Below are 21,688 nucleotides of genomic sequence, written 5' to 3' on the forward strand. Positions count from 1 at the left end.
CTAGAAGTCCTCGTCCAGGCTCACGCTGCCGCCGACGGCGACCTGATACGCGGTGACCCGGCGTTCGAAGAAGTTCGCCAGCTCCTGCACGTCCTGCAGGGCCATGAACGGGAACGGGTTGCCCGAGCCGAACCGGGCGGGCAACCCCAACCGGGCCAGCCGCTGGTCGGCGACGTACTGCAGGTATTCCCGCATGTCCGCCTGCGTCATCCCCGGCAGCCCGGCCCCGCACAGGTCCTCGGCGAACGCCAGCTCCGCCTCTACCGCGTCCTCCATCATCCGGGTGACCGCCTTGCCCAGCTGCTCGTCGAACAGTTCGGGCTCCTCGGCCCGGACCGTGTCGACGACGGCGAAGGCGAAGTCCATGTGCATGGACTCGTCGCGGAACACCCAGTTGGTGCCCGCGGCCAGGCCGTCGAGCAGGCCGCGCGAGCGCAGCCAGTACACGTACGCGAAGGCGCCGTAGAAGAACAGGCCCTCGATGCAGGCGGCGAAGCAGATCAGGTTGAGTAGGAAGCGGCGTCGCTCGTCGACGGTGGTCAGCGCCGGAAGGTCGAAGACCGAGTCGATCCACTCGAAGCAGAACCGGGCCTTGCGGGCGATCGACGGGATGTTCTCCACCGCGTCGAACGCCTTGGCCCGCTCCGCGTCGTCGGGCAGGTACGTGTCCAGCAGGGTCAGATAGAACTGGACGTGCACCGCCTCCTCGAACAGCTGACGGCTCAGGTAGAGCCGGGCCTCCGGGGCGTTGATGTGGCGGTACAGGTTCAGCACCAGGTTGTTGGCGACGATGGTGTCGCCCGTGGCGAAGAACGCGACCAGCCGGTTGACCAGGTGCCGCTCGCCGTCGCTGAGCCCGGCCAGGTCGGGCAGGTCGGCCGACAGGTCGACCTCCTCGACGGTCCAGGTGTTGCGGATGGCGGCGCGGTAGCGCTCGTAGAAGTCGGGGTAGCGCATCGGCCGCAGGGTCAGGTCCAGGCCCGGGTCGAGCAGCATCTTCTTGTCGGTCACTGGCATGCCTCGCAGATCTCCGGGTTCTCCAGGTTGAACTCGATCAGCCCTTTCGCCGCCCGCAGCGGCTGCGCGGGCGCGACGCTCGCCGCCGCCGCCGCGCCACCACCACCGCCTGCGCCGCCTGCGCCGCCGTCAAGAAGGGGCCCTTCTACAACGGATTCCGATAAGAGGGGGCCCTTCCTTGCGCCGGTGGTTTTGGCGATGGAGGTGGCGGGGCGGGAGCGGAGGTAGTAGGTGGTCTTCAGGCCGCGACGCCAGGCGTAGGCATACATCGAGGAGAGTTTGCCGATCTGGGGGGCGGCCATGAACAGGTTCAGCGACTGCGACTGGTCGATGTACGGGGCACGGGCCGCGGCCAGGTCGATCAGGGCGCGTTGCGGCAGCTCCCAGGCGGTGCGGAAGCGGGAACGCAACTCGGCCGGGATCTCCTGGATGTCGGCGACGGAGCCCTCGGCCGACAGGATCCGCTCGCGCAACGCCTCGGTCCACAGGCCCCGCGCCTTCAGCTCGTCCACCAGGTAGCGGTTGACCTGCAGGAACTCGCCGGACAGGGTTTCGCGCTTGAACACGTTGGCCACCGGCGGCTCGATGCACTCGGCGCAGCCCGCGATCGAGGCGATGGTGGCGGTCGGCGCGATCGCGACGAGCAGCGAGTTGCGCAGCCCGGTGCGGGCGACCTTCTCGCGCAGCGCCGCCCAGGCCTCCGGGCGGGTGTGCGCCGCGTCGGCCCAGTGGTCGGGGTGCAGCACGCCGCGTGCGGCCCGGGTGTCGGCGTAGGACGGGTGCGCGCCGAGGCGCACGGCCAGGTCGGCGCTGGTGTCGTACGCCGCGAGCGCGATCTCCTCGGCGATGCGGGTGGACAGGGCCAGCGCCTCGGGCGAGTCGAAGTCCAGGCCGAGCGTGGAGAAGACGTCGGCCAGCCCCATCACGCCCAGGCCGATCGGCCGCCAGCGGCTGTTGGCCCCGGCCGCCTCGCCGGTCGGGTAGTAGGACAGGTCGATGGTCCGGTCCAGCACCCGCACGGCGACGGTGACCGTGTCGCGCAGCCCGGCCCAGTCGACGCCGTCGGGGCCGCAGTGGGCGGCCAGGTTGATCGAGCCCAGGTTGCAGACCGCGGTCTCGCCGTCGCTGGTCACCTCGAGGATCTCGGTGCACAGGTTGGACAGGTGCACCGTGTTGCCGGGCACCGCGGTCTGGTTGCAGGTGCGGTTGGCGGCGTCCTTGAACGTCATCCAGCCGTTGCCGGTCTGAGCCAGGGTGCGCATCATCCGGCCGTACAGCTCACGGGCGGGCAGCGTACGCACGGCCAGCCCGGCCGCCTCGGCGGCCCGGTACGCCGCGTCGAACTGCTCGCCCCACAGGTCGACCAGCTGCGGCACGTCCTTGGGGTCGAACAGCGACCAGCTCGCGTCGGCCTCGACCCGGCGCATGAACTCGTCGGGCACCCAGTTGGCCAGGTGCAGGTTGTGGGTGCGACGGCTCTCGTCGCCGGTCGAGTCGCGCAGCTGTAGGAAGTCGTCCAGGTCGGCGTGCCAGGTCTCCAGGTAGACGCAGGCCGCGCCCTTGCGGCGGCCGCCCTGGTTGACCGCGGCGACGCTGGCGTCCAGGGTGCGCAGCCACGGCACGATGCCGTTGGACAGGCCGTTGGTGCCCCGGATCAGCGAGCCCCGGGAGCGGATGCGCGACCAGGCCACCCCGATGCCCCCGGCGTACTTGGACAGCCGGGCGATCTGGCCGTACCGCTCGTAGATCGACTCGAGCTCGTCGCGGGGCGAGTCGAGCAGGAAACAGCTGCTCAGCTGCGGGCGGCGGGCACCGGCGTTGAACAGCGTCGGCGAACTGGGCAGGTAGGCCAGGCGGCTGAGGATGGCGTACAGCCGGGCGACCTCGGCGACGCTGCCGGGCAGGCGCAGCCCGGCGGTGCTCGCGCTGCCGACCTCGCCCATCAGCCCGCACGCCACCCGCAGCAGGAAGTGCTGCGGCGTCTCCAGCACGCGCCGGGTCACCGGGTGGCGTAGCAGGTAGCGGTCGTAGACGGTGCGCAGGCCGAAGTACTCGAAGCGGTCGTCGGCGGTCGGGTCGACGAGTTCGGCCAGCTCGGCGGAGTTGACGGCCACGAACGCGGCCAGGTCGTCGGCGAGCAGGCCCGCCTCGTGGCCGGCCCGCACAGAGTCGGCGAAGTCGCGTACGCCCTGGGTCGCGGCCTCGTCGACGATGTGCACGGCGAGCAGGCGCGCGGCGAGTCTGCTGTACGAAGGCTCCCGCACCACCAGCGCCGCGGCGGTCTCGATGGCGCGCAGCCGCAGGTCGGCTTCGGTGGCGCCGGGCCACACCCCCGCCACCACGGGCGCGAGCACCGTGTCGGGGTCGAGGTCGGGCAGGCCCTCGGCCGCCGCCTCGAGCTGCTGTGCGAGTCTGTCCGCCGGTGCGGCTTCCCAGGTCGTGCCGGTCTGCTTACCCGCAGTGGGTGTACCGGCCAGAATCGTGCTGGTCAACGCGTGCGCTACCCCTCGTCTCAAGCGGGGAACGGCACGCCGGAGCGCGGCGAAGCCCAACCTGTGGGCACGCGCGGTCCACCGTGGACCGTCCCGCGCGGCCCGGTGTGTACGACGCGCACGGGTCAGGTCCGCACGCGCACGCTGGCAGGTCTTCGGACTCGTGGGCACGGCCGGTCGACGCGGCTTCGCGTGCCGCGTCTGGTCGACCCCCTTACCCGCCGCTTCCCGGACCGTACGGTCCAGTGCTGCTCCACGAGGTCGCGTCCTCGCGGGGCGGGTTCGTTCCCACTCACCGCTGCGGGGCAGTCCCGGAGTCACACCGGGTTCCCTGTTGTCACGGCAGCCTCGCGGAGGCCCGGCACAGGCCGGACCGTCGCGAGGATGGCTGCCGCGCGGCCCCACCCGACCCGGCCTGCGGCGATCGCGTAGAGCGACCGTCGCGGTGCCGAAGGGGTGGACCAGCGATGCCCTCACACTACATCTAGTGGGTGGGCGGCGAAAGCGACCCCACATCAAGCACGGCGTGTCGTCGATGGACCACAACCGGTGGCATCAATACGTGAACGCCGTGAGCCTGCGTGAGCGGCCGCTCGGTGGCATCCGTAGCGAAGCGCAGGATGCCACCGAGCGGCCGCGGTAGCGGGCGAACCATATTTGAGCCGCGCTCGGGCTGTTGAGTGGCAGATCAGCAGGCGCAGGCGGCGCCGCTGGCGGGGGCGGTCAGCGGGTCCACGGAGTTGTACCGGAGGCCGAGCGGGGTCTGGGTCGGGAAGCCCTCGCGGACCCAGTACTCATAGCCGCCGATCATCTCCTTGACCGGGTGGCCGAGGCGGGCGAAGGCCAGCGCGGCCCGGGTCGAGCCGTTGCAGCCCGGACCCCAGCAGTAGGTGACGACGACCTGGTCAGGGCCGATCAGCTCGGCGGCACGGGCCGCGATCTCGGCGGTCGGCAGGTGCACCGCGCCGGGGATGTGACCCTGCTCCCACGCTTCCCGGGAGCGGGTGTCGACCACGACCACGCCCCGCACGCCTGACTCCAGGTCGGCGCGCACGTCGGAGACGTCGGTCTCGCAGGCGAGCTTGGCGGCGAAGTGGGCGAGCGCCGCGTCAGGGTTGGCGGGCGGCGTGGACAGGACGGCGGACATGGCGTTTCTCCTGGTGGTCGATGGTCGGTGGTCGGTGGTCGGCGGTCCGGTGGACAAGGACCATCCTGCGGGCGTACGCGATCGGGCAGAAGTGGCGGTAACGCCGCTGTCCGCTAACATTTCGCCATGCCGACCTCCGTCCGCCTGGAGACCCGCCGCCGCCATCGCGTCGCCGTGCTGGCCTTCGCCGGGATGGCCCCGTTCGAGCTGGGCTGCGTGGTCGAGGTGTTCGCGCTGGACCGTCCCGAACTCGGCGTGCCCTGGTACGAGCTGGCCGTCTGCGCCGAGACACCCGAGCCGCTGCCCGCCGTCGGCGGATTCGCCATCACCGCCGCGCACGGGCTGGACGTGCTCGCCGCCGCCGACACCGTGATCGTGCCCGGGGTGGCCGATGTCAGCTCGGCCGTCTCGGCCGAGCTGGTCGCGGCGCTGCGTGCCGCCGCGAACCGCGGCGCGCGGATCGTGTCGATCTGCTCGGGCGCGTTCGCGCTGGCCGCCGCCGGGCTGCTGGACGGGCTGGCCGCCACCACGCACTGGCGCTACGCCGCCCTGCTGCGCGAACGCTACCCGCTGGTCGAGGTCACCCCGGACGTGCTGTACGTCGACAACGGACAGATCGTCACCAGTGCGGGCAGCGCCGCCGGACTGGATCTGTGCCTGCACCTGGTGCGGCGCGACCACGGGGCGCAGGTGGCCAACAGCGTGGCCCGGCGACTGGTGCTGCCGCCGCACCGCGACGGCGGGCAGGCGCAGTTCATCGAGTCCCCGGTGCGGGAACTGCCCGGCGACGACGGCGTGGCCCGCGCGATGACCTGGGCCTTGGCCCACCTGGACCAGCCGCTGTCGGTGGATGCGCTGGCCGCACGGGCGCACATGTCACCCCGGACGTTCCTGCGCCACTTCGCCCGGCACACCGGGACCAGCCCGATCCGGTGGCTGATCGAGCAGCGGATCGCGGCGAGCCTGCCGCTGCTGGAGGCCGCCGACACGCCGGTGGAGGCGGTCGCCACGGCGGTGGGCTTCGACAGCCCGGTCACCTTCCGGCATCACTTCGGACGGTGCATGCGCACGTCGCCCTCCGCCTACCGGCGCACGTTCCGCGGACGGTGAGCCCGGTCGGTCCGCCCCGACGAACCGACCGGGCACCGGCTCAGCAGCAGTGGATGCCGAGGCCGTGCTGTGCCGCGGCCGTCCGGTCCCCGGCGGGGCCGGTGCCGCCCCCGTAAAACGGCACCGGTCCCGCCAGGCCCAGCGTCGCGAACAGCGCCGGCGTCGCCATCACCCTGCGCATCGCGTTTCTCCCGAGTTCCCACCGCCCTTACCTACAGGACACGCGTTGAGGCCACTCGATGGTTGCCATCTTGCGCGAACTTGTATCCGTTGGTAGAAAAGTTTCGCTGCGCGGGTTCCATCCACCACACCACTGTGGAGCGAACCCCATGTCCTCACTGTCCCGACGCAACGTCTTCCGGGGTGCCGTCCTGCTCGGCACCGGCGCCGCCCTGGGCGGACTCGAACTGAGCATCGCCGGTCCGGCCGCCGCCGCGATCGCCGCCCCGACCATCGCCAGCTGCGCCACCTGGGGTGCGCGCAACCCGTCCTCGACGCTGTCGCAGATCGCCACCGACGCCAATAAGATCATCATTCACCACACGGCGACGGCGAACTCCACCGACTACTCGCAGGCACACGCGTACGCGCTGGCCAAGTCCATTCAGAACTACCACATGGACAGCAACGGCTGGTCCGACACCGGCCAGCACTTCACGGTCAGCCGCGGCGGGTTCATCACCGAGGGCCGCCACTACAGCCTGTCCCACCTGACCAGCGGCAACGGCATGGTGGTCGGGGCGCACTGCCCCGGCCAGAACGACCAGGCCATCGGTATCGAGAACGAGGGCACCTACACCTCGACCACCCCGCCGACCGCGCTGTTCAACAAGCTCGTCGACCTGTGCGCCTACATCTGCGACCGGTACGGCATCGCCGCCACGAAAATCTACGGCCACCGCGACTTCATCTCCACCGAGTGCCCCGGCGACGCCTTCTACGCCCAGCTGCCCGCGCTGCGCTCGGCCGTCGCGGCCAAGCTCTCCGGCGGCACCGCCTGGTCGACCATCGTGGACAACAGCTCGGCAGGGTTCAGCGCCTCGGCGAGCTGGGGCACCTCCACCTACTCCACCCAGCGCTACGGCGCCGACTACCGGTACGCCACCCCGGTCGCGGCCAGCGATCCCGCCTACTACTCGGCCACCCTGCCCAGCGCCGGCAACTACAAGATCGAGACTTGGTACCCCGCCGATCCCGGCTACAACGCGGCCACCCCGTTCATCGTGTACAGCTCGGCCGGCAGCCAGACCGTGACGGTGAACCAGACCAGCGGCGGCGGCGCGTGGCGCAGCCTCGGCACGTTCGCGTTCTCCGCCGGGGCGCAGCAGCTCGTCGCCGTGAGCCGATGGACCTCCGGCACCCAGTACGTCGTCGCCGACGCCCTCCGGATCACCCAGGCCTGACCAACCCTTTCCCACCCTGCCCCAAGCGGGCGGGGTGGGCCGGGTCAGGCCAGGTCGACGGTGGCGCGCAGGCGGCGGGCTTCGGCCAGGTACGCGTCGGACAGGCCGTGGCGGCCGTCGCCCCGGTGCAGCTCACCGAGCCGGTGCGCGGTCTGCGCCTGGGCGCGCCGGTCCCCGATCCGTTCGAATATCTCCAGCGCCGTGGTGAGCCGGTTCACCGCCAACTCCGGCGACTCCAGCCCGGCCAGGTCGGTCAGGCAGTACGCGGCACAGTGGCTGTCGCCGAGCCCCGCGAACCGGTCCAGCGCCGAGGTCAGCGACGCCCGCGCGTCACTCAGCTCGCCGCGCCGCAGTCGGGTCAGGCCGAGTTGGCGGGTCAGCAGCGCGGTGCGGTGCTCGTCGCCGATCTCCTCCGCCAACTGCAGCCCGGCCGTGAAGTGGTGCTGCGCCATGGCCAGCTCGCCCCGGGCCAGGCACACCATGCCCAGCGCCCCCTGGGCGTACGCCTCACCGTGGCGGTGCTCCAGCTCGGTGTAGGCCGCCAGCGCCTGCTCGTAGCAGTCATACGCCTCGTCGAACTCGTCCCGGACGCGGTGCACGGTGCCCAGGCCCGCCAGCGCGGCGGCCAGCCCGTACAGGTTGCCCAGGCGCGCGAACAGCAGGCGGGCCCGGCTGAACGCCTCGGCCGCGTGCGCGTAGTCGTCGCGGTACAGGTGCAGTTGCCCCAGTCCGCGCAGGGTGACCGCCTCGCCCAGCGGGTTGCCCGCGGCCCGGCAGGCCGCCAGTGCCGCCCGGTGCGTCTGCTCCCACTCGGCGGTGTGGCCGCCCAGGTCGAACCAGGCGACCATGGCGTGCGCGAGTTCCCAGGCCAGGTCGTCCAGGCCGGTGGCGGCGGCCGCGGCGACGGCGCCCAGCAGGCCGTCCCGCTCGGCGGCGAACCAGGCGATCGGGTCGCGGGTCAGCTCGTCGGCGTCGGGCACCGGCCAGCGGGCGGCCACGGTGAGGCCGGGGCCGAACACCTGCGGCGGCAGCGCCGCACCGGCCCGTTCGGCCAGCATCAGATATCCGCCCAGCACCCGACTCAGCGCCGCCTCGATGCCCTCGCCGGGCAGGTCCGGGGCGAGCAGGCCGACCAGCACCGGCATTCCGTAGCGAGGGCGGCCCAGGGGGTCGGGCGCGGCCGGGCGCAGCAGTCGACCCCGGTCCAGGGCCTCGATCACTTCGGTCGCGTCCCGACGGTCCAGCAGCGCGGCGGGCACCCAGGCGGGGACCGCGGTCGCGCCCAGCCGGGCCAGGCCCCGCAGCACCAGGGCGGCGGCCCCGTCGAGCCGTTGCGCGTCGGCGCTGGTGCCGTGCTCGACCAGCAGCGTGCGGTGCAGGCGGCGCAGCGGCTCGCCCGGTTCCACGCCCAGCTCGGCGGTGAGGGTGCGCCGCGCCACCGCGTACGCCGACAGCGCCTCGGCCCGCTGCCCCGAGTCGCGCAGCGCCGTCACCAGCAGCAGCCACGCCTGTTCGCCGAGCGGATCCTCGCCGACCAGCTGCCGTAGCTCCTCGATCGCCTCATCGGGGCGGCCCGCCTCGATGCACAGCCGGGCCCGCTGCTGGCGGGCGGCCCGCCGCAGCTCGACCAGGCGGCTCACCTCGCCGTTCCACAGTGGCGACGGGGGCAGGTTCTCCACCGGCTCGCCGCGCCACAGCAGCAGCGCCTGTTCGATCGCCGGGCGGTCGGTGCCGCGCACGTGCCGCTCGAAGCTCAGCGCGTCCAGTTCCGCCTCGGCCAGCTCGAGCCGGTAGCCGGGCGGCAGCCGTCGTAACCGGTGCTCGCCCAGCAGTGCCCGCAGCGAGCTGACGTACGTCTGGACGTTGGCCAGGGCAGAGCGCGGGGCCTCCTGCGGCCACAGCACCTCGACCAGGTGGTCCACCGAGACGGTGCGGCCGTGGTGCAGCGCCAGGGTGGCCAGCAGTTGGCGTGGCTTCACCCCGTCCACGGGCACCGTCACGCCGCCCAGCCGCAGCTCGAGCGGACCGAGGATGCGTAGTTCCAGCCGATCCATCGCCAACCCACCCAGGAGCGCATGACCGAAGCGTCGATGATCGCCGTCTGTGAGCCTACGCGTGGTCGCCTGTTCGGACCAGAGCGCTGAGCTGAACGGCTGTAGTCGTTCTGGAGGCGGTCTGGAGCGCGGAGGGTGACGCTGTGCCCACCCCGCGCAGCACGCGACCCCCGGCACCCGACCCCCGACCGTGAGGAGCTCTTTCCGTGCACCGTAACCGCATCCGGCTGGCTGTTATGGTCCTGGCCGCCGCGGCGGCGCTGGCCGTACCGGCCTCGCCCGCCATGGCCGCGCCGACGTTCAAGGTCCCCTTCCCCTGCAACCAGGCCTGGTCCGGGCAGACCCGGTCCGACCACAGCCCGGCCTACGCCATCGACTTCAACCGCACCGACGACCTGGGCGACCCGGTCGTGGCCAGCGCGCCCGGCACCGTCGACGTGGTGACCAACCTGGGCGACACCAGCTACGGCAAGTACGTGCGGATCAACCACGGCAGCGGCTACACCACGTACTACGCGCACCTCAACAGCTTCAACGTGTCGGTGGGCCAGACGGTCAAGTACGGGACCGTGATCGGGTACGTCGGCACGACCGGCGGCTCGACCGGCCCGCACCTGCACTACGAGCAGCGGCTCAACGGCAACGACATCCAGGCGAAGTTCAACGGCGTGACCGCTTTGTACTGGGGCACCAAGACGTACACCAGTGACAACGGCTGCTCCGGCGGCGCAGCCTCCGGCACGGTCAACACCGCGGGCACGGCGCTGACGGTTCGCTCCGGGCCGGGCACCGGCTACAGCTCGGTCGGCACGGTCGCCGACGGCGCAACGGTCAGCATCTTCTGCCAGACCACCGGCACCACGGTCACCGGCACGTACGGCACCAGCAACATCTGGGACCGCATCGGCTCCGGCCGTTACGTCTCCGACGCCTACGTGTACACCGGCTACGACGGCTTCATCCCGGGCGTTCCCCGCTGCTAGCGCCGCCTCCTCCGGTTCGTGCGGTCTCGGGGAGACCGCACGAAAAGCGGGCGCGATAACGGCACTTCCCCGAAACCGCAGCCGTCTCGCCTCGGACATGTCTCGGGGCGAGACGGCTGTCACGTGTGTGCTGGTCAGTGACGCGCAGGTCGGTAGGATGCGCCGGGACCAGGCGGGGAGGGTGCACGGATGACGGCGACGGCGGTGACGGCTGCCGCGGTGCCCGAGGCGCTGGCCGACGCGTACGCCCGCTGCCGGGACCTGCACCGCCGCCACGGCCGCAGCTACTACCTCGCCACCCGCCTGCTGCCCGCCTGGAAGCGCCCCCACGTGCACGCGCTGTATGGCTTCGCCCGCCACGCCGACGAGATCGTCGACAGCACCGACGCGATCCCGGTCGCTGAACGCGCCCGCCGCCTGCGCGACTTCGCCGACCGGTGCACCGCCGGGCTGCGCGGCGCCCGGGTCGACGACCCGATCCTGCCCGCGGTGCTGCACACGGCGGCCGTGTTCGCCCTGGACCCGGCCGACTTCGCGGCATTCTTCGACAGCATGGCGATGGACCTGACCGTCAGCCGGTACGCGGACTATCCGGCACTACTGTCGTACATGGAGGGTTCGGCGGCGGTGATCGGCACACTGATGCTGCCGCTGCTGGAACCCACCGACGCCGACGCGGCCCGGGAACCGGCGCGCCAGCTCGGGCTGGCGTTCCAGCTCACCAACTTCCTGCGCGACGTCGCCGAGGATCTCGCCCGCGACCGCATCTACCTGCCGCAACAAGACCTGGCCCGGTTCGGTGTCATGCCCGCCGACCTCTACGACGCCGCAGCCCGCCGCCGGGCCACGGAGCCGATCAAGGCGCTCATCGCGTACGAGATCGAACGTGCCCGCGCCCACTACACCGCCGCCGCACCAGGCCTCGACCTGCTCCCCGGCCCCTCCGGCACCTGCGTACGCGCCGCGTACGCCCTCTACGCCGCCATCCTGACCGAGATCGAGCGCGCCGACCACGACGTCTTCACCCGCCGCGCCGCCGTCCCCACCCACCGCCGCGCCGCCCTCCTCACCCGCACTCTCCTCCCCCACGCCCTGCGGTAAGGAAGGGCCCCTTCTTATCGCTTTCCGTAGAAGAAGGGCCCCTTCTTGACTTCGGGCCGTCGTTCCGGGGATCGCGCTCCGGTGTGCGTCGCGGGCCAGGCGTCAGGAAGGGCCCCTGCTACATCGCAAAGCGACAAGAAGGGGCCCTTCCTTACTTCACAGCGGGGTTAGGGGGAGTAGACCTCGAACTCGAAGAGGCTGTAGCCCCAGGCGGTGGCGCGGGTGGTGCCGTTGATGCGGACGTAGCGGCCCGAGCCGGTCAGGCCGGTCAGGTCGTCGGTGCCGCCGTCGCCGCCGGTCACCGAACGGATCGTCGTCCAGGTGGTGCCGTCGTTGGACGTCTGCACCTGGTACGCCGAGCCGTACGCCGCCTCCCAGAAGAGGCGGACCCGACTGATCGGCATGGTGGAGCCGAGGTCGATCCGGATCCACTGCGGGTCGCTGAACGCACTGGACCAGCGGGCGCCGGTGGTGGCGCCGTCGACCACCGCGGTGGCGGGCGTGCCCGCGTTCTCGGTGCTGGACGCGGTGACCGGCTTGTTCAGCGCCACGTTCGTCGAGGTGGGCGGAGTGGAGCCGCCGCCGTAGACCTCGAACGACCACAGCGAGTAGCCGTAGGCCGTGGCCCGGGTGGTCCCGTAGACGCGGACGTAGCGGCCTGAACCGGTCAGGCCGGTCAGGTCGTCGGTGCCGCCGTCACCACCGGTCACCGAGCGGATCGTGGTCCAGGTGGCGGCGTCGTTGGACGTCTGGATCTGGTACGCCGAGCCGTACGCCGCCTCCCAGGTGAGCTTCACCTGGTTGATGGTCTTGGTCGAGCCCAGGTCCACGTAGATCCACTGCGGGTCGCTGAACGCGCTGGCCCAGCGGGTCGTGCCCGAGCCGTCCACCGCCGCCGAGGCGGGCGTGCCCGCGTTCTCGGTGCTGGAGGCGACGGCGGGCCGGTTGCGGGCGAGGTCGCCGCCCGGGTCCGGCGGCTGGGTGCCGCCCGGCCCGAAGGCGAACTCGTCGATGTCGAAGAGTGAGCCCGCGGCGCCCTTGAACACCAGGTAGAGCGGACCGGAGGTGGTGGACGGGGTGATGGTGCCGTTGACGGTGACCCAGTTGGCCCAGCCGCCGGTCGGGGCGACCGTGAGCGTGCCCGCCAGCGGGCCGGTGGTGGAGCCGGTGTGGAACTCGATGGTGCCGCCCACCCCGGCCGAGGCGACCCGGGCCGAGACGGTGGTGACCCCGGTCAGGTTGTACGGCGTGAACGAGATCCAGTCTCCGTTCTCGATGAACCCGACCGCCGACCCGCCGTTGGCCCCGGCGTTCGCGCTGGGCTGCACGCCCTGGCTGGCGCCGAAGTGCTCGGCCTGCCGCGTACGCGGCTGGGCGACGTTGGTGGCGTGCGTGGTCAGCGCGGGCTGGCCGTTGGCGCCGTTGTCGGTGTACTCCGCGTCGAACACCCCGAAGATGTTGGCCGCGGTGTCGTGCTCACCGTCCTTGGTCGTCTGGATCGCACCCGTGCACCCGTTCTTGCTGGTGATCGGGTGGCCGTGGGTGTCGTGGCCGAGGATGTAGCTGACCTTGACCCGGTTGCAGTCGATGGTCCCGTCCTCGGGGTCGGTCACGGTGACCTGGTAGTTCACCACGTCGCCGAAGCTGAACACCTGGCCGTTGGCGGGCAGCGTCAGCGTCACGGTCGGCGCGTTGTTGCCTACCGTGATGATCACACTGGCGTTGCCGGTCTTGCCCGTGCTGTCCTTCAGGGTCAGCGTGGCGGTGCGCTGGCCGACCGTGCTGTAGGTGAAGCTCGGGTTGGCCGCGGTCGAGTCGACCGTGCCGTTGGTGTCGAAGTCCCAGGCGTAGGTGAACGGGTCGCCATCGGGGTCGTAGCTGCCCGCCGAGGAGAAGTTGACCGTCAGCGGCGCGCCGCCGGAGGTCCTGCTCGGCGTCACCACGGCCACCGGCGGGCGGCCCAGGCGGGCGTACTCGATACGGTAGACCGCCGAGTTGGCGTCGCCGCCGAACCAGCCGGTGCCGTAGTCCAGGACGTAGAGCGCGCCGTCGGGGCCGAACTCCATATCCATGACCTGCGTACCCGTGTACGGGAACGGGTTGATCTTCAGGTACTTGCCGTCGGCGCCGATCACGAAGTTCTTGATCCAGCGACCGCCGAACTCACCGTGGAAGTAGGTGCCGTTGTAGTACGCCGGGAACGCCACCGGGGAGGTGTTGTTCGGGTCGTACCGGTAGACCGGGCCGCCCATCGGCGCCATGCCGCCGCCGCCCATGTCGGCCGGGCTGCCGCCGTTGTACGGCACCCAGGCCGGGGTCAGCGCGGGCAGCGTGGTGATGCCGGTGTTGTTGGGCGAGTTGTTGGTCGGCCCGCCCGCGCAGTTGTACTTGCCCAGCGACGGCCCCGACGGGAAGACCCACTCGTTGTACGCGTCACCGAAGCTGGAGCAGTACGGCCAGCCGTAGAAGCCCGGCGCGGTGATCCGGGAGATCTCCACCTGCGCCGCCGGACCCCGGTTCGGGTCGGCCGTGCCCGCGTCCGGACCGTAGTCGCCGAGGTAGACGACGCCGGTGCCCTTGTCGACGCTCATCCGGAACGGGTTGCGGAAGCCCATCGCGTAGATCTCAGGGCGGGTCTTGGCGGTGCCCGGCGCGAACATGTTGCCCGCCGGGATGGTGTAGCCGCCCGCGGCGCTCGGCTTGATCCGCAGCACCTTGCCCCGCAGGTCGTTGCTGTTGGCCGCGGTGCGCTGCGCGTCGTAGGCCGGGTTGCGATCGGTCCGCTCGTCCAGCGGCGCGTAGCCGCCGGAGTCGAACGGGTTCGAGTCGTCGCCGGTGGACAGGTACAGGTTGCCCGCGGCGTCGAAGTCGATGTCACCGCCGACGTGGCAACACATGCCCCGGCTGGTCGGCACGTCCAGCACGGTCACCTGCGTGGCCGGGTCGATGGTGTTGTCGGCCCGGACCGTGAACCGGGCCAGCCGGTTCACCCCGTTCCACGGTGCGAAGTCCGCCGCGGTGCCGGTGGACGGCGCGTCCCCGGCCGGAGTGGACAGCGGTGGGGCGTAGTAGATGTACACCCAGCGGTTGGTGGCGAAGCCGGGGTCTGCCTTGATGCTCTGCATCCCCTCCTCGTCGTGGCTGTACACCGGCAGCGTCAGCGCCACCTTGGTGTTGCCGTCGACGTCGGTGTAACGGACCACGCCCTCGCGCGAAGTGTGCAGCACACCCCGGTTCGGCAGCACGGTGAGGCCCATCGGCTCGCCCGTCTCGGCCACGCCCTTGGCCAGGGTGACCTGCGAGAAGTTGCTGCTGACCGTGGCCCCGCAGTCGGCGGTCACCGCCCCGGCCGCGGTGCGGATGCCGCCGAGCAGGTGCGCCCGGAAGTTGGCCTCGCTGTAGCTCTCGATGGTGTGACCGCCGCCGGTGTACCAGGCCCGGCCGCCGTCGTAGTTCTGGCACCAGGCGATCGGGTGGTCGATGCCCATCGTGCCGCCCGCGTAGCTGGTCTCGTCCAAGGTCGCCAGCACGTGCGCCTTGCCCCGCACGTTGGTCTGGTACGAGTACCACTCGTCGAACCGGTTCCACTTCTCCGGCAGGCTCACCGTCGACGGGTGGACGTGGTCGGCCACCTTCACGGTGGCGTTGGCCGGGGCGGGGTGGTTGCTGAAGTACGCGCCGACCAGGTTGCCGTACCAGGGCCAGGTGTACTCGGTGTCGGACGCGGCGTGCACGCCGACGTAGCCGCCACCGGCCCGGATGTAGCGCTCGAACGCCGCCTGCTGCGTGGCGTCGAGCACGTCACCGGTGGTGGACAGCCAGATCACGGCCTTGAACCGAGCCAGGTTCGCATCGTTGAACTGGGCCGCGTCCTCGGTCGCCTCGACGGCGAAGTTGTTCGCCGTGCCCAGCTGCTGGATCGCGGTGATGCCGGCGGGGATGGAGTCGTGCCGGAAACCGGCGGTCTTGGAGAAGATCAGCACGGTGAAGTCGGGTGCCGCGCTGGCCGGCGTGGCCGACCAGGCGGTTCCCGCCAACACCAGCGCGGCGACCGCTAGGACGCTCAGGAGCCGGCGCCATCCCGGGGGACGGTTGGTGAGCATGGACAGGGGTCCTTCCTGTGGGAGAGGAAGGACGTGCACAGGGGCACGTCCCGTGTCACAGCCCCCGCCGCAGGGCGCGGCGGGGGTGTTGCTCACGCGCTCGCCGGCGCGCGTGAGAGTCAGTGGTGCCCGCCGCGTCTCATTCGGAGCTGAAAGCCGCGTCGAAGGAGGCGGTGGGCGGATCGAAGAGCAGATTTCGTACGAAGGTGAGCGCCTGCGGCGCCCCGACCAGCCGGTCCATGCCCGCGTCCTCCCATTCGATCGAGATGGGGCCGGCGTAGCCGATGGCGTTCAGCGCGCGGAAGCAGTCCTCCCACGGCACGTCGCCGTGGCCGGTGGAGACGAAGTCCCAGCCCCGGCGCAGGTCGGCCCAGGGCAGGTGCGAGGACAGGATGCCGCGGCGGCCGTCGCCCATGCGCACCTTGGTGTCCTTGCAGTCCACGTGGTAGATCCGGTCGGCGAAGTCGAGGATGAACCCGACCGGGTCGCAGCCCTGCCACACCATGTGCGAGGGGTCCCAGTTCAGCCCGAACGCGGGACGGTGGCCGATGGCCTCCAGGGTGCGCTTCGTCGTGTGGTAGTCGTACGCGATCTCGCTGGGGTGCACCTCGTGCGCGAAGCGCACGCCGACGGAGTCGTACACGTCGAGGATGGGGTGCCAGCGGTCGGCGAACTCGGCGTACCCGGCGTCCACCATGGATGCGGACACCGGCGGGAACATCGCTACGTAGTGCCAGATCGGGGAACCGGTGAAGCCCACCACCGTGTTCACGCCGAGCTTGGCGGCGGCGCGGGCTGTGTCGGCCATCTCCTGCGCGGCGCGCTGGCGCACGCCCTCGGGCGAGCCGTCGCCCCAGATCCGCGACGGCAGGATGCCCTTGTGCCGCTCGTCGATCGGGTTGTCGCAGACCGCCTGGCCGACCAGGTGGTTGGAGATCGCGAAGACGCTCAGGCCGTACTTGTCGAGCTGGTCGCGCTTGCGCTGGACGTAGGTCTCGTCGGACAGGGCCTTGTCGACCTCGAAGTGGTCGCCCCAGCAGGCGATCTCCAGTCCGTCGTAGCCCCACTCCGACGCCAGCCGACAGACCTCCTCGAACGGCAGGTCGGCCCACTGGCCGGTGAACAGGGTGATGGGTCGTGGCATCAGTCGTGCTCCGTTCGGGCGGGGACGAAGGGATGGTGCGCGAACGTGCTAGCTAATGGGAAGGTGACGGGACCCGGCCGGTCGGCGTCCGGCCGGGCCCCGCCACGTCTATGCGCCGAGCGGGTCCACCGGAGTCCAGGTGGAGCCCGCGTCGGCGGAGCGCTGCACCGCGTCGAGCACCAACTGCACGCCCAGCGCGTCGGTGAACGACGGAGCCGGGTCGGTCCCGTCGGCGATCGCCTGCACGAAGTCGCGCATCTGGTGGGTGAAGGAGTGCTCGTACCCGATGATGTGGCCGGGCGGCCACCACGCCGACAGGTACGGGTGCTCCGGCTCGGTGACCAGGATCCGGGTGAAGCCCTGCTCGGCCCCGGGCCGGTCGTTGTCGTAGAACTCCAGCTCGTTGAGGCGTTCCAGGTCGAACACCAGCGAACCCCGCGAGCCGTTGATCTCGACCCGCAGCGCGTTCTTGCGCCCGGTCGCGAAGCGGCTCGCCTCGTACGTCGCGATGGCCCCGCCGGACAGCCGCGCCGTGAAGATCGCGGCGTCGTCCACGGTGACCTTCCCGAGCGCACCGCCGGACGAGGAGGCAGCCAGCCCGCTGGCCTCCCCCGGCAGCGGGCGCTCGGAGATGAAGGTCTCGGTCACCGCGCTGACGCCGGCGATCCGCTGGCCCGTCACGTACTGGGTCAGGTCGATGATGTGCGCGCCGATGTCGCCCAGCGCGCCCGACCCGGCCCGTTCCCGCTGCAACCGCCAGACCAGCGGGAACTCCGGATCGATGATCCAGTCCTGCAGGTAGACGGCGCGTACGTGCCGGATGGTGCCGAGTCGTCCGGCCTCGACCATCTGCCGCATCAACGTCACCGCCGGAACCCGGCGGTAGTTGAACCCGCAGATGGTGCGTACGCCCTGCGCCCGCGCCGCGTCCGCGGCCGCGACCATCGCCCTCGCCTCGGCCACCGTGTTGGCCAGGGGCTTCTCGCACAGCACGTGCTTACCGGCGGCGAGGGCGGCGATCGCGATCTCGGCATGGCTGTCGCCCGGGGTGCAGACGTCGATCACGTCGATGTCGTCCCGCGCGATCAGCTCGCGCCAGTCCGTGACGTGGTCGTCCCAGCCCAGGCGGGCGGCGGCGGCGGCGACCTTCTCCTGGTCGCGGCCGCACACCGCCGCCATCCGGACCCGCAGCGGCAGGTCGAAGACGCGGTTCACGGTGCGCCACGCCTGTGAGTGCGCGGCGCCCATGAAGGCGTAGCCGACCATGCCGACCCGCAGTTGTCTGTCTGAAGTGGACACGGGTTGGGGCTCCTTATTCCTTCAGGCTGTGTTTCAGTCAGAACGCGGCAGCTTCGATCAGAAGCCGAGCTTGAGGTACGAGCTCGCGTTCTCCTTGGTGATCGTCTCCGAGGCGAGGATGATCTCCTTCGGCACCGCGAGCTCGACCAGGTCGGCCATGCCGCGGCCCTGGCCCAGCAGGCGGGCCAGCGAGATCGCCGACGACGCCATGGACGGGCTGTAGGTGACCGTCGCCTTGAGCACGGTGTTGTCGGCGGCGATGTCCTGGATCGCCTTCAGCGAACCCGCGCCGCCGACCATGAAGAACTCGCTGCGGTTGGCCGCCTTGATCGCGGCCAGCACGCCGATGCCCTGGTCGTCGTCGTGGTTCCAGATCGCGTCGATCTTCGGCAGCGCCTGCAGCATGTTCGCCGCCTCGGCCTGGCCGGAGTCGGCGGTGAACCGGGCCGCGCGCCGGTTGGCGACGGTGAAGCCGTAGGTCTTCAGCGCCGCCGCGAAGCCCTGGCTGCGCTCCTGGGTCAGCTCCAGCTCGTCCATGCCGGCGATCTCGCCGATGACCGGGCTGGCGATGCTCTTCGCCTTGAGCGCCTTGCCGATGTAGTGACCGGCGGCCACGCCCATGCCGTAGTTGTCGCCCTTGATCTGCAGGCGGTACGCCAGCGCGTCCGGGAAGGCGCGGTCCAGGTTGACGACCGGGATACCGGCCTCCATCGCCTTGAGGCCGAACGCGTTCAGCTCCTTGCCGTCGTGCGGCAGCAGCACGATCACGTCGGGCTTCTCGGCGATCAGGGTGTCGAGCGCGGCACGCTGGGCGGCCGCGTCCTTGCCCGCCTCGACCTGCTTGAACGTCACGTCCGGGTACGCCTTGGCCTGCGCCTTGGCGTTGTTGGTGATCGCGGCGATCCAGCCGTGGTCGGCGGCCGGGGCGGAGAAGCCGATGGTGACGGCCTTGCCCGCGGCGGCGTTCGGGTTGGTGGTGTCGGCGCCCTTGGTCTGCGCCGCGGTGGGCGGCGCCTCGTTGCTGGTGCAGGCAGCGAGAAGGGCACCGGCGCCGACCGCGCCCGCGCCGAGGAACAGGCGGCGGCGGGACAGGTCGGGGTTCTGCTTGGTCATTACGACCTCCTGGTCGTCACGAGGGTGTGTTCGGTCAAGCGGCTGTCGCACGCGACAGTCGCCCCAGGTGGAGCAGGGTGAGCGGGTTCTGTTTGCGGGATGGATCGCTATGGAGCGGGTGTTGCCACAGCCGCCTCGGGCGGCGCGCCCGCACGGGTCAAGCCGTGTCTGCGGGCGAACTGGGTGACAGAGGCGAACCGCAACTGCTGGATCAGGACGGCGGTCACGATGATCGCGCCCTTGACCATGTTCTGGACCTCGGTGGGCAGGTTGGCGATGGCGAACAGGTTGGTGATCGCGGAGAACACGATCACGCCGAACAGCGAGCCGACGATGGTGCCGCGCCCGCCCGAGAGCAGGGTGCCGCCGATGATCGCCGCGGCGATCGCGTCGAGTTCGTACAGGTCGGCCGCTGCCGCCTGGGCCGAGGTGGCGAGGGAGGTGAGCATGATGGCGGCGATGCCGGCGCACAGGCCGGACAGCGCGTACAGGGCCAGGGTGTGCCCGCGGACGTTGATGCCCGCCAGCCGGGCCGCCTCGGGGTTGCCGCCGACGGCGATGGTGCGCCGCCCGAAGGTGGTGCGGTTGAGCAGCACCCAGCCCAGGGCCGCCACCACCAGCAGCATGATCACGAGCATCGGGATGCCCACGATGCGGGTGGTCGCGATGCTGTTGATGAAGGCGTCGTTGGAGATCTGGGTCTGCTTGCCGGAGATCTGCGCGGCCAGGCCGCGGGCGGCGACCAGCATCGCCAGGGTGGCGATGAAGGGCACCAGTTTGCCGTACGCGACGAGCAGGCCGTTGACCGCGCCCGCGCCGACCCCGACGGCGAGCGCCGTGAAGATCATGCCGACGGTGCCGTAGCTCTGCGTGGCGTAGGTGGTGGCCCACACCCCGCACAGCGCGATCAGCGCGCCGACGGACAGGTCGATGCCACCACCGATGATCACGAACGTCATGCCGATGGCCACCACGCCGACGGCCGCGGCCTGCGTCATGATCACGAGTAGGTTGTTGACCACCCACTTGGGGTCGCCGTAAAGCTCGGGCCGGATGAACGCGCCGATGGCGAACAGCGCCAGCAGCACTCCGACCAGCCCGAGGTTGCGCCGCAGCGGCTCCCGGGCCTCATCTCTCCACCAGCTCACGACTGCTCCTCAGTACGTTCGTCAGTGGCGGTGAGCGAGCCCGCCATCACGAGATCGAGAACGTCTTCCTCGGCCAGGCCCTCGGCGGGAGCCGTGTGCACGACCCGGCCCTCCCGCATCACCAGCACCCGGTCCGACAACCCGAGCACCTCGGGCACCTCACTGGAGACCAGCAGCACGCCGACACCCTGGTCGGCCAAGCGCCGGATCACCTGGTACAGCTCCGCCCGCGCGCCCACGTCGACGCCCCGGGTGGGCTCGTCCAGCAGCAGCAGCCGGGTGCCGCCGAGCAGCCAGCGCCCGACCACCACCTTCTGCTGGTTGCCGCCGGACAGGGTGCGCACGGCCCGCCGCACGTCGCGCGGGCGCAGCTCCAGCAGGTCGGCGACCTTCATCGCCTCGGCCTGCTCGCGCCCGGCGTCGGTGAATCCGGCGGTGGCGAACCCGCTGAACGTCGTCAGCGTCATGTTGCGGTAGATCGGCTCGCCCAGCAGCAGCGCCTGGCTCTTGCGCTCCTCGGGCGCCATGCCGAGGCCGGCCCGCACCGCCGCGGCGACATTGCCGGGGGGCAGCGGGCGCCCGTCCACGGCCACCGTCCCGGCATCGGGCGTACGCGCCCCGAACACCGTCTCCAGCAGCTCCGAGCGCCCCGAGCCGACCAGCCCGGCGATGCCCACGATCTCCCCGGCGCGCACGTCGAGGTCGATGTCGGCGAACTCGCCGGTGCGGCCCAGCCCCTTCACCTCCAGCAGCTTCTCGCCGGGCGCCTGCTGGGCCCGGGGCGGGAAGACGTACTCGATGGAACGGCCGGTCATCCGGCTGACCAGGTCCCGGGTCGGGGTGGTGCGCGCGGGCAGGTTCACCGCGGAGGTGCGCCCGTCCTTGAGCACGGTGACCCGGTCGCCGATCTCGCGGATCTCCTCCAGCCGGTGCGAGATGTAGACCACCGCGATGCCCTGGGCGGTCAGCTCCCGGATGATCCGGAACAGGTTGCCGACCTCGTCGTGGGCCAGCACCGCGCTGGGCTCGTCCATGATGATCAGCTTGGCCTCGTGCGACAGGGCGCGGGCCATGCTGACGATCTGCTTGCCCGCCGCGGGCAGTGACCGGACCAGCCGGTGCGCGGGGATCTCCCCGTGCCCGAGCCGTGCCAGCAGTTCCCGGGTCTGCCGAGCGGCCGTCCCTCGCTGCACGAAGCCGAAACTGCGCGGCTCGTGTCCGAGGTAGACGTTCTCGGCGACGCTCAGGTAGTCGACGAGGTCGAGCTCCTGGTAGATGGTGGCGATCCCGGCCTTCATGGCCGCCTGCGGCGAACCGAACGACACCTGCTCGCCCAGCCACTCGACCTGGCCCTCGTCGGGGCGGTGCACCCCGGCCAGCACCTTGATCAGGGTGGACTTGCCCGCGCCGTTCTGGCCCAGCAGGCAGTGCACCTCACCGGCGCGCACCTCGAGCTCGACGCCGTCGAGCGCGCGCACCCCCGGGAAGGTCTTGACCACGCCGGACAGGCGCAGCACCACCTCGCCGGCCTCCTGCGCGCCCGCCGCGGGCGCGTCCATCAGCAGCTCGCTCAT

General features: G+C 71.2%; 15 protein-coding genes and 1 riboswitch. Of the genes, 4 read left to right on the forward strand and 11 right to left on the reverse strand.

All coding sequences use genetic code 11. The features are described 5' to 3' along the window. The 3 genes from KUA19_RS28995 to KUA19_RS29005 form a co-directional block, all read right to left on the reverse strand. Positions 1-1,017: a ribonucleotide-diphosphate reductase subunit beta gene (locus tag KUA19_RS28995; protein ID WP_217400886.1), complete on the reverse strand. Its 1,017-nt coding sequence runs from the start codon at positions 1,015-1,017 to the stop codon at positions 1-3. After that, positions 1,008-3,509: a ribonucleoside-diphosphate reductase subunit alpha gene (locus KUA19_RS29000; RefSeq protein WP_372451868.1), complete on the reverse strand. Its 2,502-nt coding sequence runs from the start codon at positions 3,507-3,509 to the stop codon at positions 1,008-1,010. Before KUA19_RS29000 ends, KUA19_RS28995 begins: the two co-directional genes overlap by 10 nt. 146 nt (positions 3,510-3,655) lie before the next feature. Beyond that, positions 3,656-3,868, reverse strand: a riboswitch (cobalamin riboswitch). Between the two features lie 329 nt (positions 3,869-4,197). After that, positions 4,198-4,656, reverse strand: a complete 459-nt coding sequence (locus KUA19_RS29005; RefSeq protein WP_217400888.1) for a rhodanese-like domain-containing protein — start codon at positions 4,654-4,656, stop codon at positions 4,198-4,200. A gap of 126 nt (positions 4,657-4,782) precedes the next feature. Here KUA19_RS29005 and ftrA point away from each other — a divergent pair, with 126 nt between their 5' ends. After that, positions 4,783-5,766, forward strand: a complete 984-nt coding sequence (gene ftrA / locus KUA19_RS29010) for a transcriptional regulator FtrA (protein WP_217400890.1) — start codon at positions 4,783-4,785, stop codon at positions 5,764-5,766. A gap of 40 nt (positions 5,767-5,806) precedes the next feature. Here the strand turns inward: ftrA and KUA19_RS29015 are convergent, their stop codons facing one another. Further along, positions 5,807-5,947: a hypothetical protein gene (locus KUA19_RS29015; protein ID WP_217400892.1), complete on the reverse strand. Its 141-nt coding sequence runs from the start codon at positions 5,945-5,947 to the stop codon at positions 5,807-5,809. Between the two features lie 148 nt (positions 5,948-6,095). Between KUA19_RS29015 and KUA19_RS29020 the strand changes: the two genes are divergently transcribed. Further along, positions 6,096-7,169, forward strand: coding sequence for a golvesin C-terminal-like domain-containing protein (locus KUA19_RS29020; RefSeq protein WP_217400894.1), 1,074 nt, complete (start codon positions 6,096-6,098; stop codon positions 7,167-7,169). Between the two features lie 44 nt (positions 7,170-7,213). Here the strand turns inward: KUA19_RS29020 and KUA19_RS29025 are convergent, their stop codons facing one another. Then, complete coding sequence (locus KUA19_RS29025) at positions 7,214-9,223, reverse strand: AfsR/SARP family transcriptional regulator (protein ID WP_217400896.1); 2,010 nt, start codon at positions 9,221-9,223, stop codon at positions 7,214-7,216. A 236-nt stretch (positions 9,224-9,459) separates the two neighbouring features. On the opposite strand from KUA19_RS29025, the gene KUA19_RS29030 reads away from it, so the two are divergent. Both KUA19_RS29030 and KUA19_RS29035 read left to right on the forward strand, forming a co-directional pair. Then, a complete protein-coding gene (locus tag KUA19_RS29030) occupies positions 9,460-10,206 on the forward strand; it encodes a M23 family metallopeptidase (protein ID WP_217400898.1) in 747 nt (248 codons plus the stop codon). Positions 10,207-10,425: 219 nt separating this feature from the next. Then, positions 10,426-11,307: a phytoene/squalene synthase family protein gene (locus KUA19_RS29035; protein WP_372451877.1), complete on the forward strand. Its 882-nt coding sequence runs from the start codon at positions 10,426-10,428 to the stop codon at positions 11,305-11,307. Positions 11,308-11,474: 167 nt separating this feature from the next. Here the strand turns inward: KUA19_RS29035 and KUA19_RS29040 are convergent, their stop codons facing one another. From KUA19_RS29040 to KUA19_RS29065, 6 genes are all read right to left on the reverse strand, one after another. Beyond that, a complete protein-coding gene (locus tag KUA19_RS29040) occupies positions 11,475-15,410 on the reverse strand; it encodes a ThuA domain-containing protein (protein WP_217400902.1) in 3,936 nt (1,311 codons plus the stop codon). 139 nt (positions 15,411-15,549) lie between these two features. Next, entirely contained in the window at positions 15,550-16,554 is a 1,005-nt protein-coding gene (locus KUA19_RS29045; RefSeq protein ID WP_217400904.1) for a sugar phosphate isomerase/epimerase family protein, read from the reverse strand. A gap of 108 nt (positions 16,555-16,662) precedes the next feature. Next, a complete protein-coding gene (locus KUA19_RS29050) occupies positions 16,663-17,853 on the reverse strand; it encodes a Gfo/Idh/MocA family protein (RefSeq protein WP_308167703.1) in 1,191 nt (396 codons plus the stop codon). A gap of 57 nt (positions 17,854-17,910) precedes the next feature. Continuing rightward, positions 17,911-18,966, reverse strand: coding sequence for a substrate-binding domain-containing protein (locus KUA19_RS29055; RefSeq protein ID WP_217400906.1), 1,056 nt, complete (start codon positions 18,964-18,966; stop codon positions 17,911-17,913). A gap of 107 nt (positions 18,967-19,073) precedes the next feature. Continuing rightward, positions 19,074-20,114: an ABC transporter permease gene (locus tag KUA19_RS29060; RefSeq protein WP_217400908.1), complete on the reverse strand. Its 1,041-nt coding sequence runs from the start codon at positions 20,112-20,114 to the stop codon at positions 19,074-19,076. After that, a complete protein-coding gene (locus KUA19_RS29065; RefSeq protein WP_217400910.1) occupies positions 20,111-21,688 on the reverse strand; it encodes a sugar ABC transporter ATP-binding protein in 1,578 nt (525 codons plus the stop codon). The genes KUA19_RS29060 and KUA19_RS29065 overlap by 4 nt, the downstream gene beginning before the upstream one ends.

Origin of the sequence: Catellatospora tritici (genome assembly GCF_019083965.1) — a bacterium.
Classification (GTDB): Bacteria; Actinomycetota; Actinomycetes; order Mycobacteriales; family Micromonosporaceae; genus Catellatospora; species Catellatospora tritici.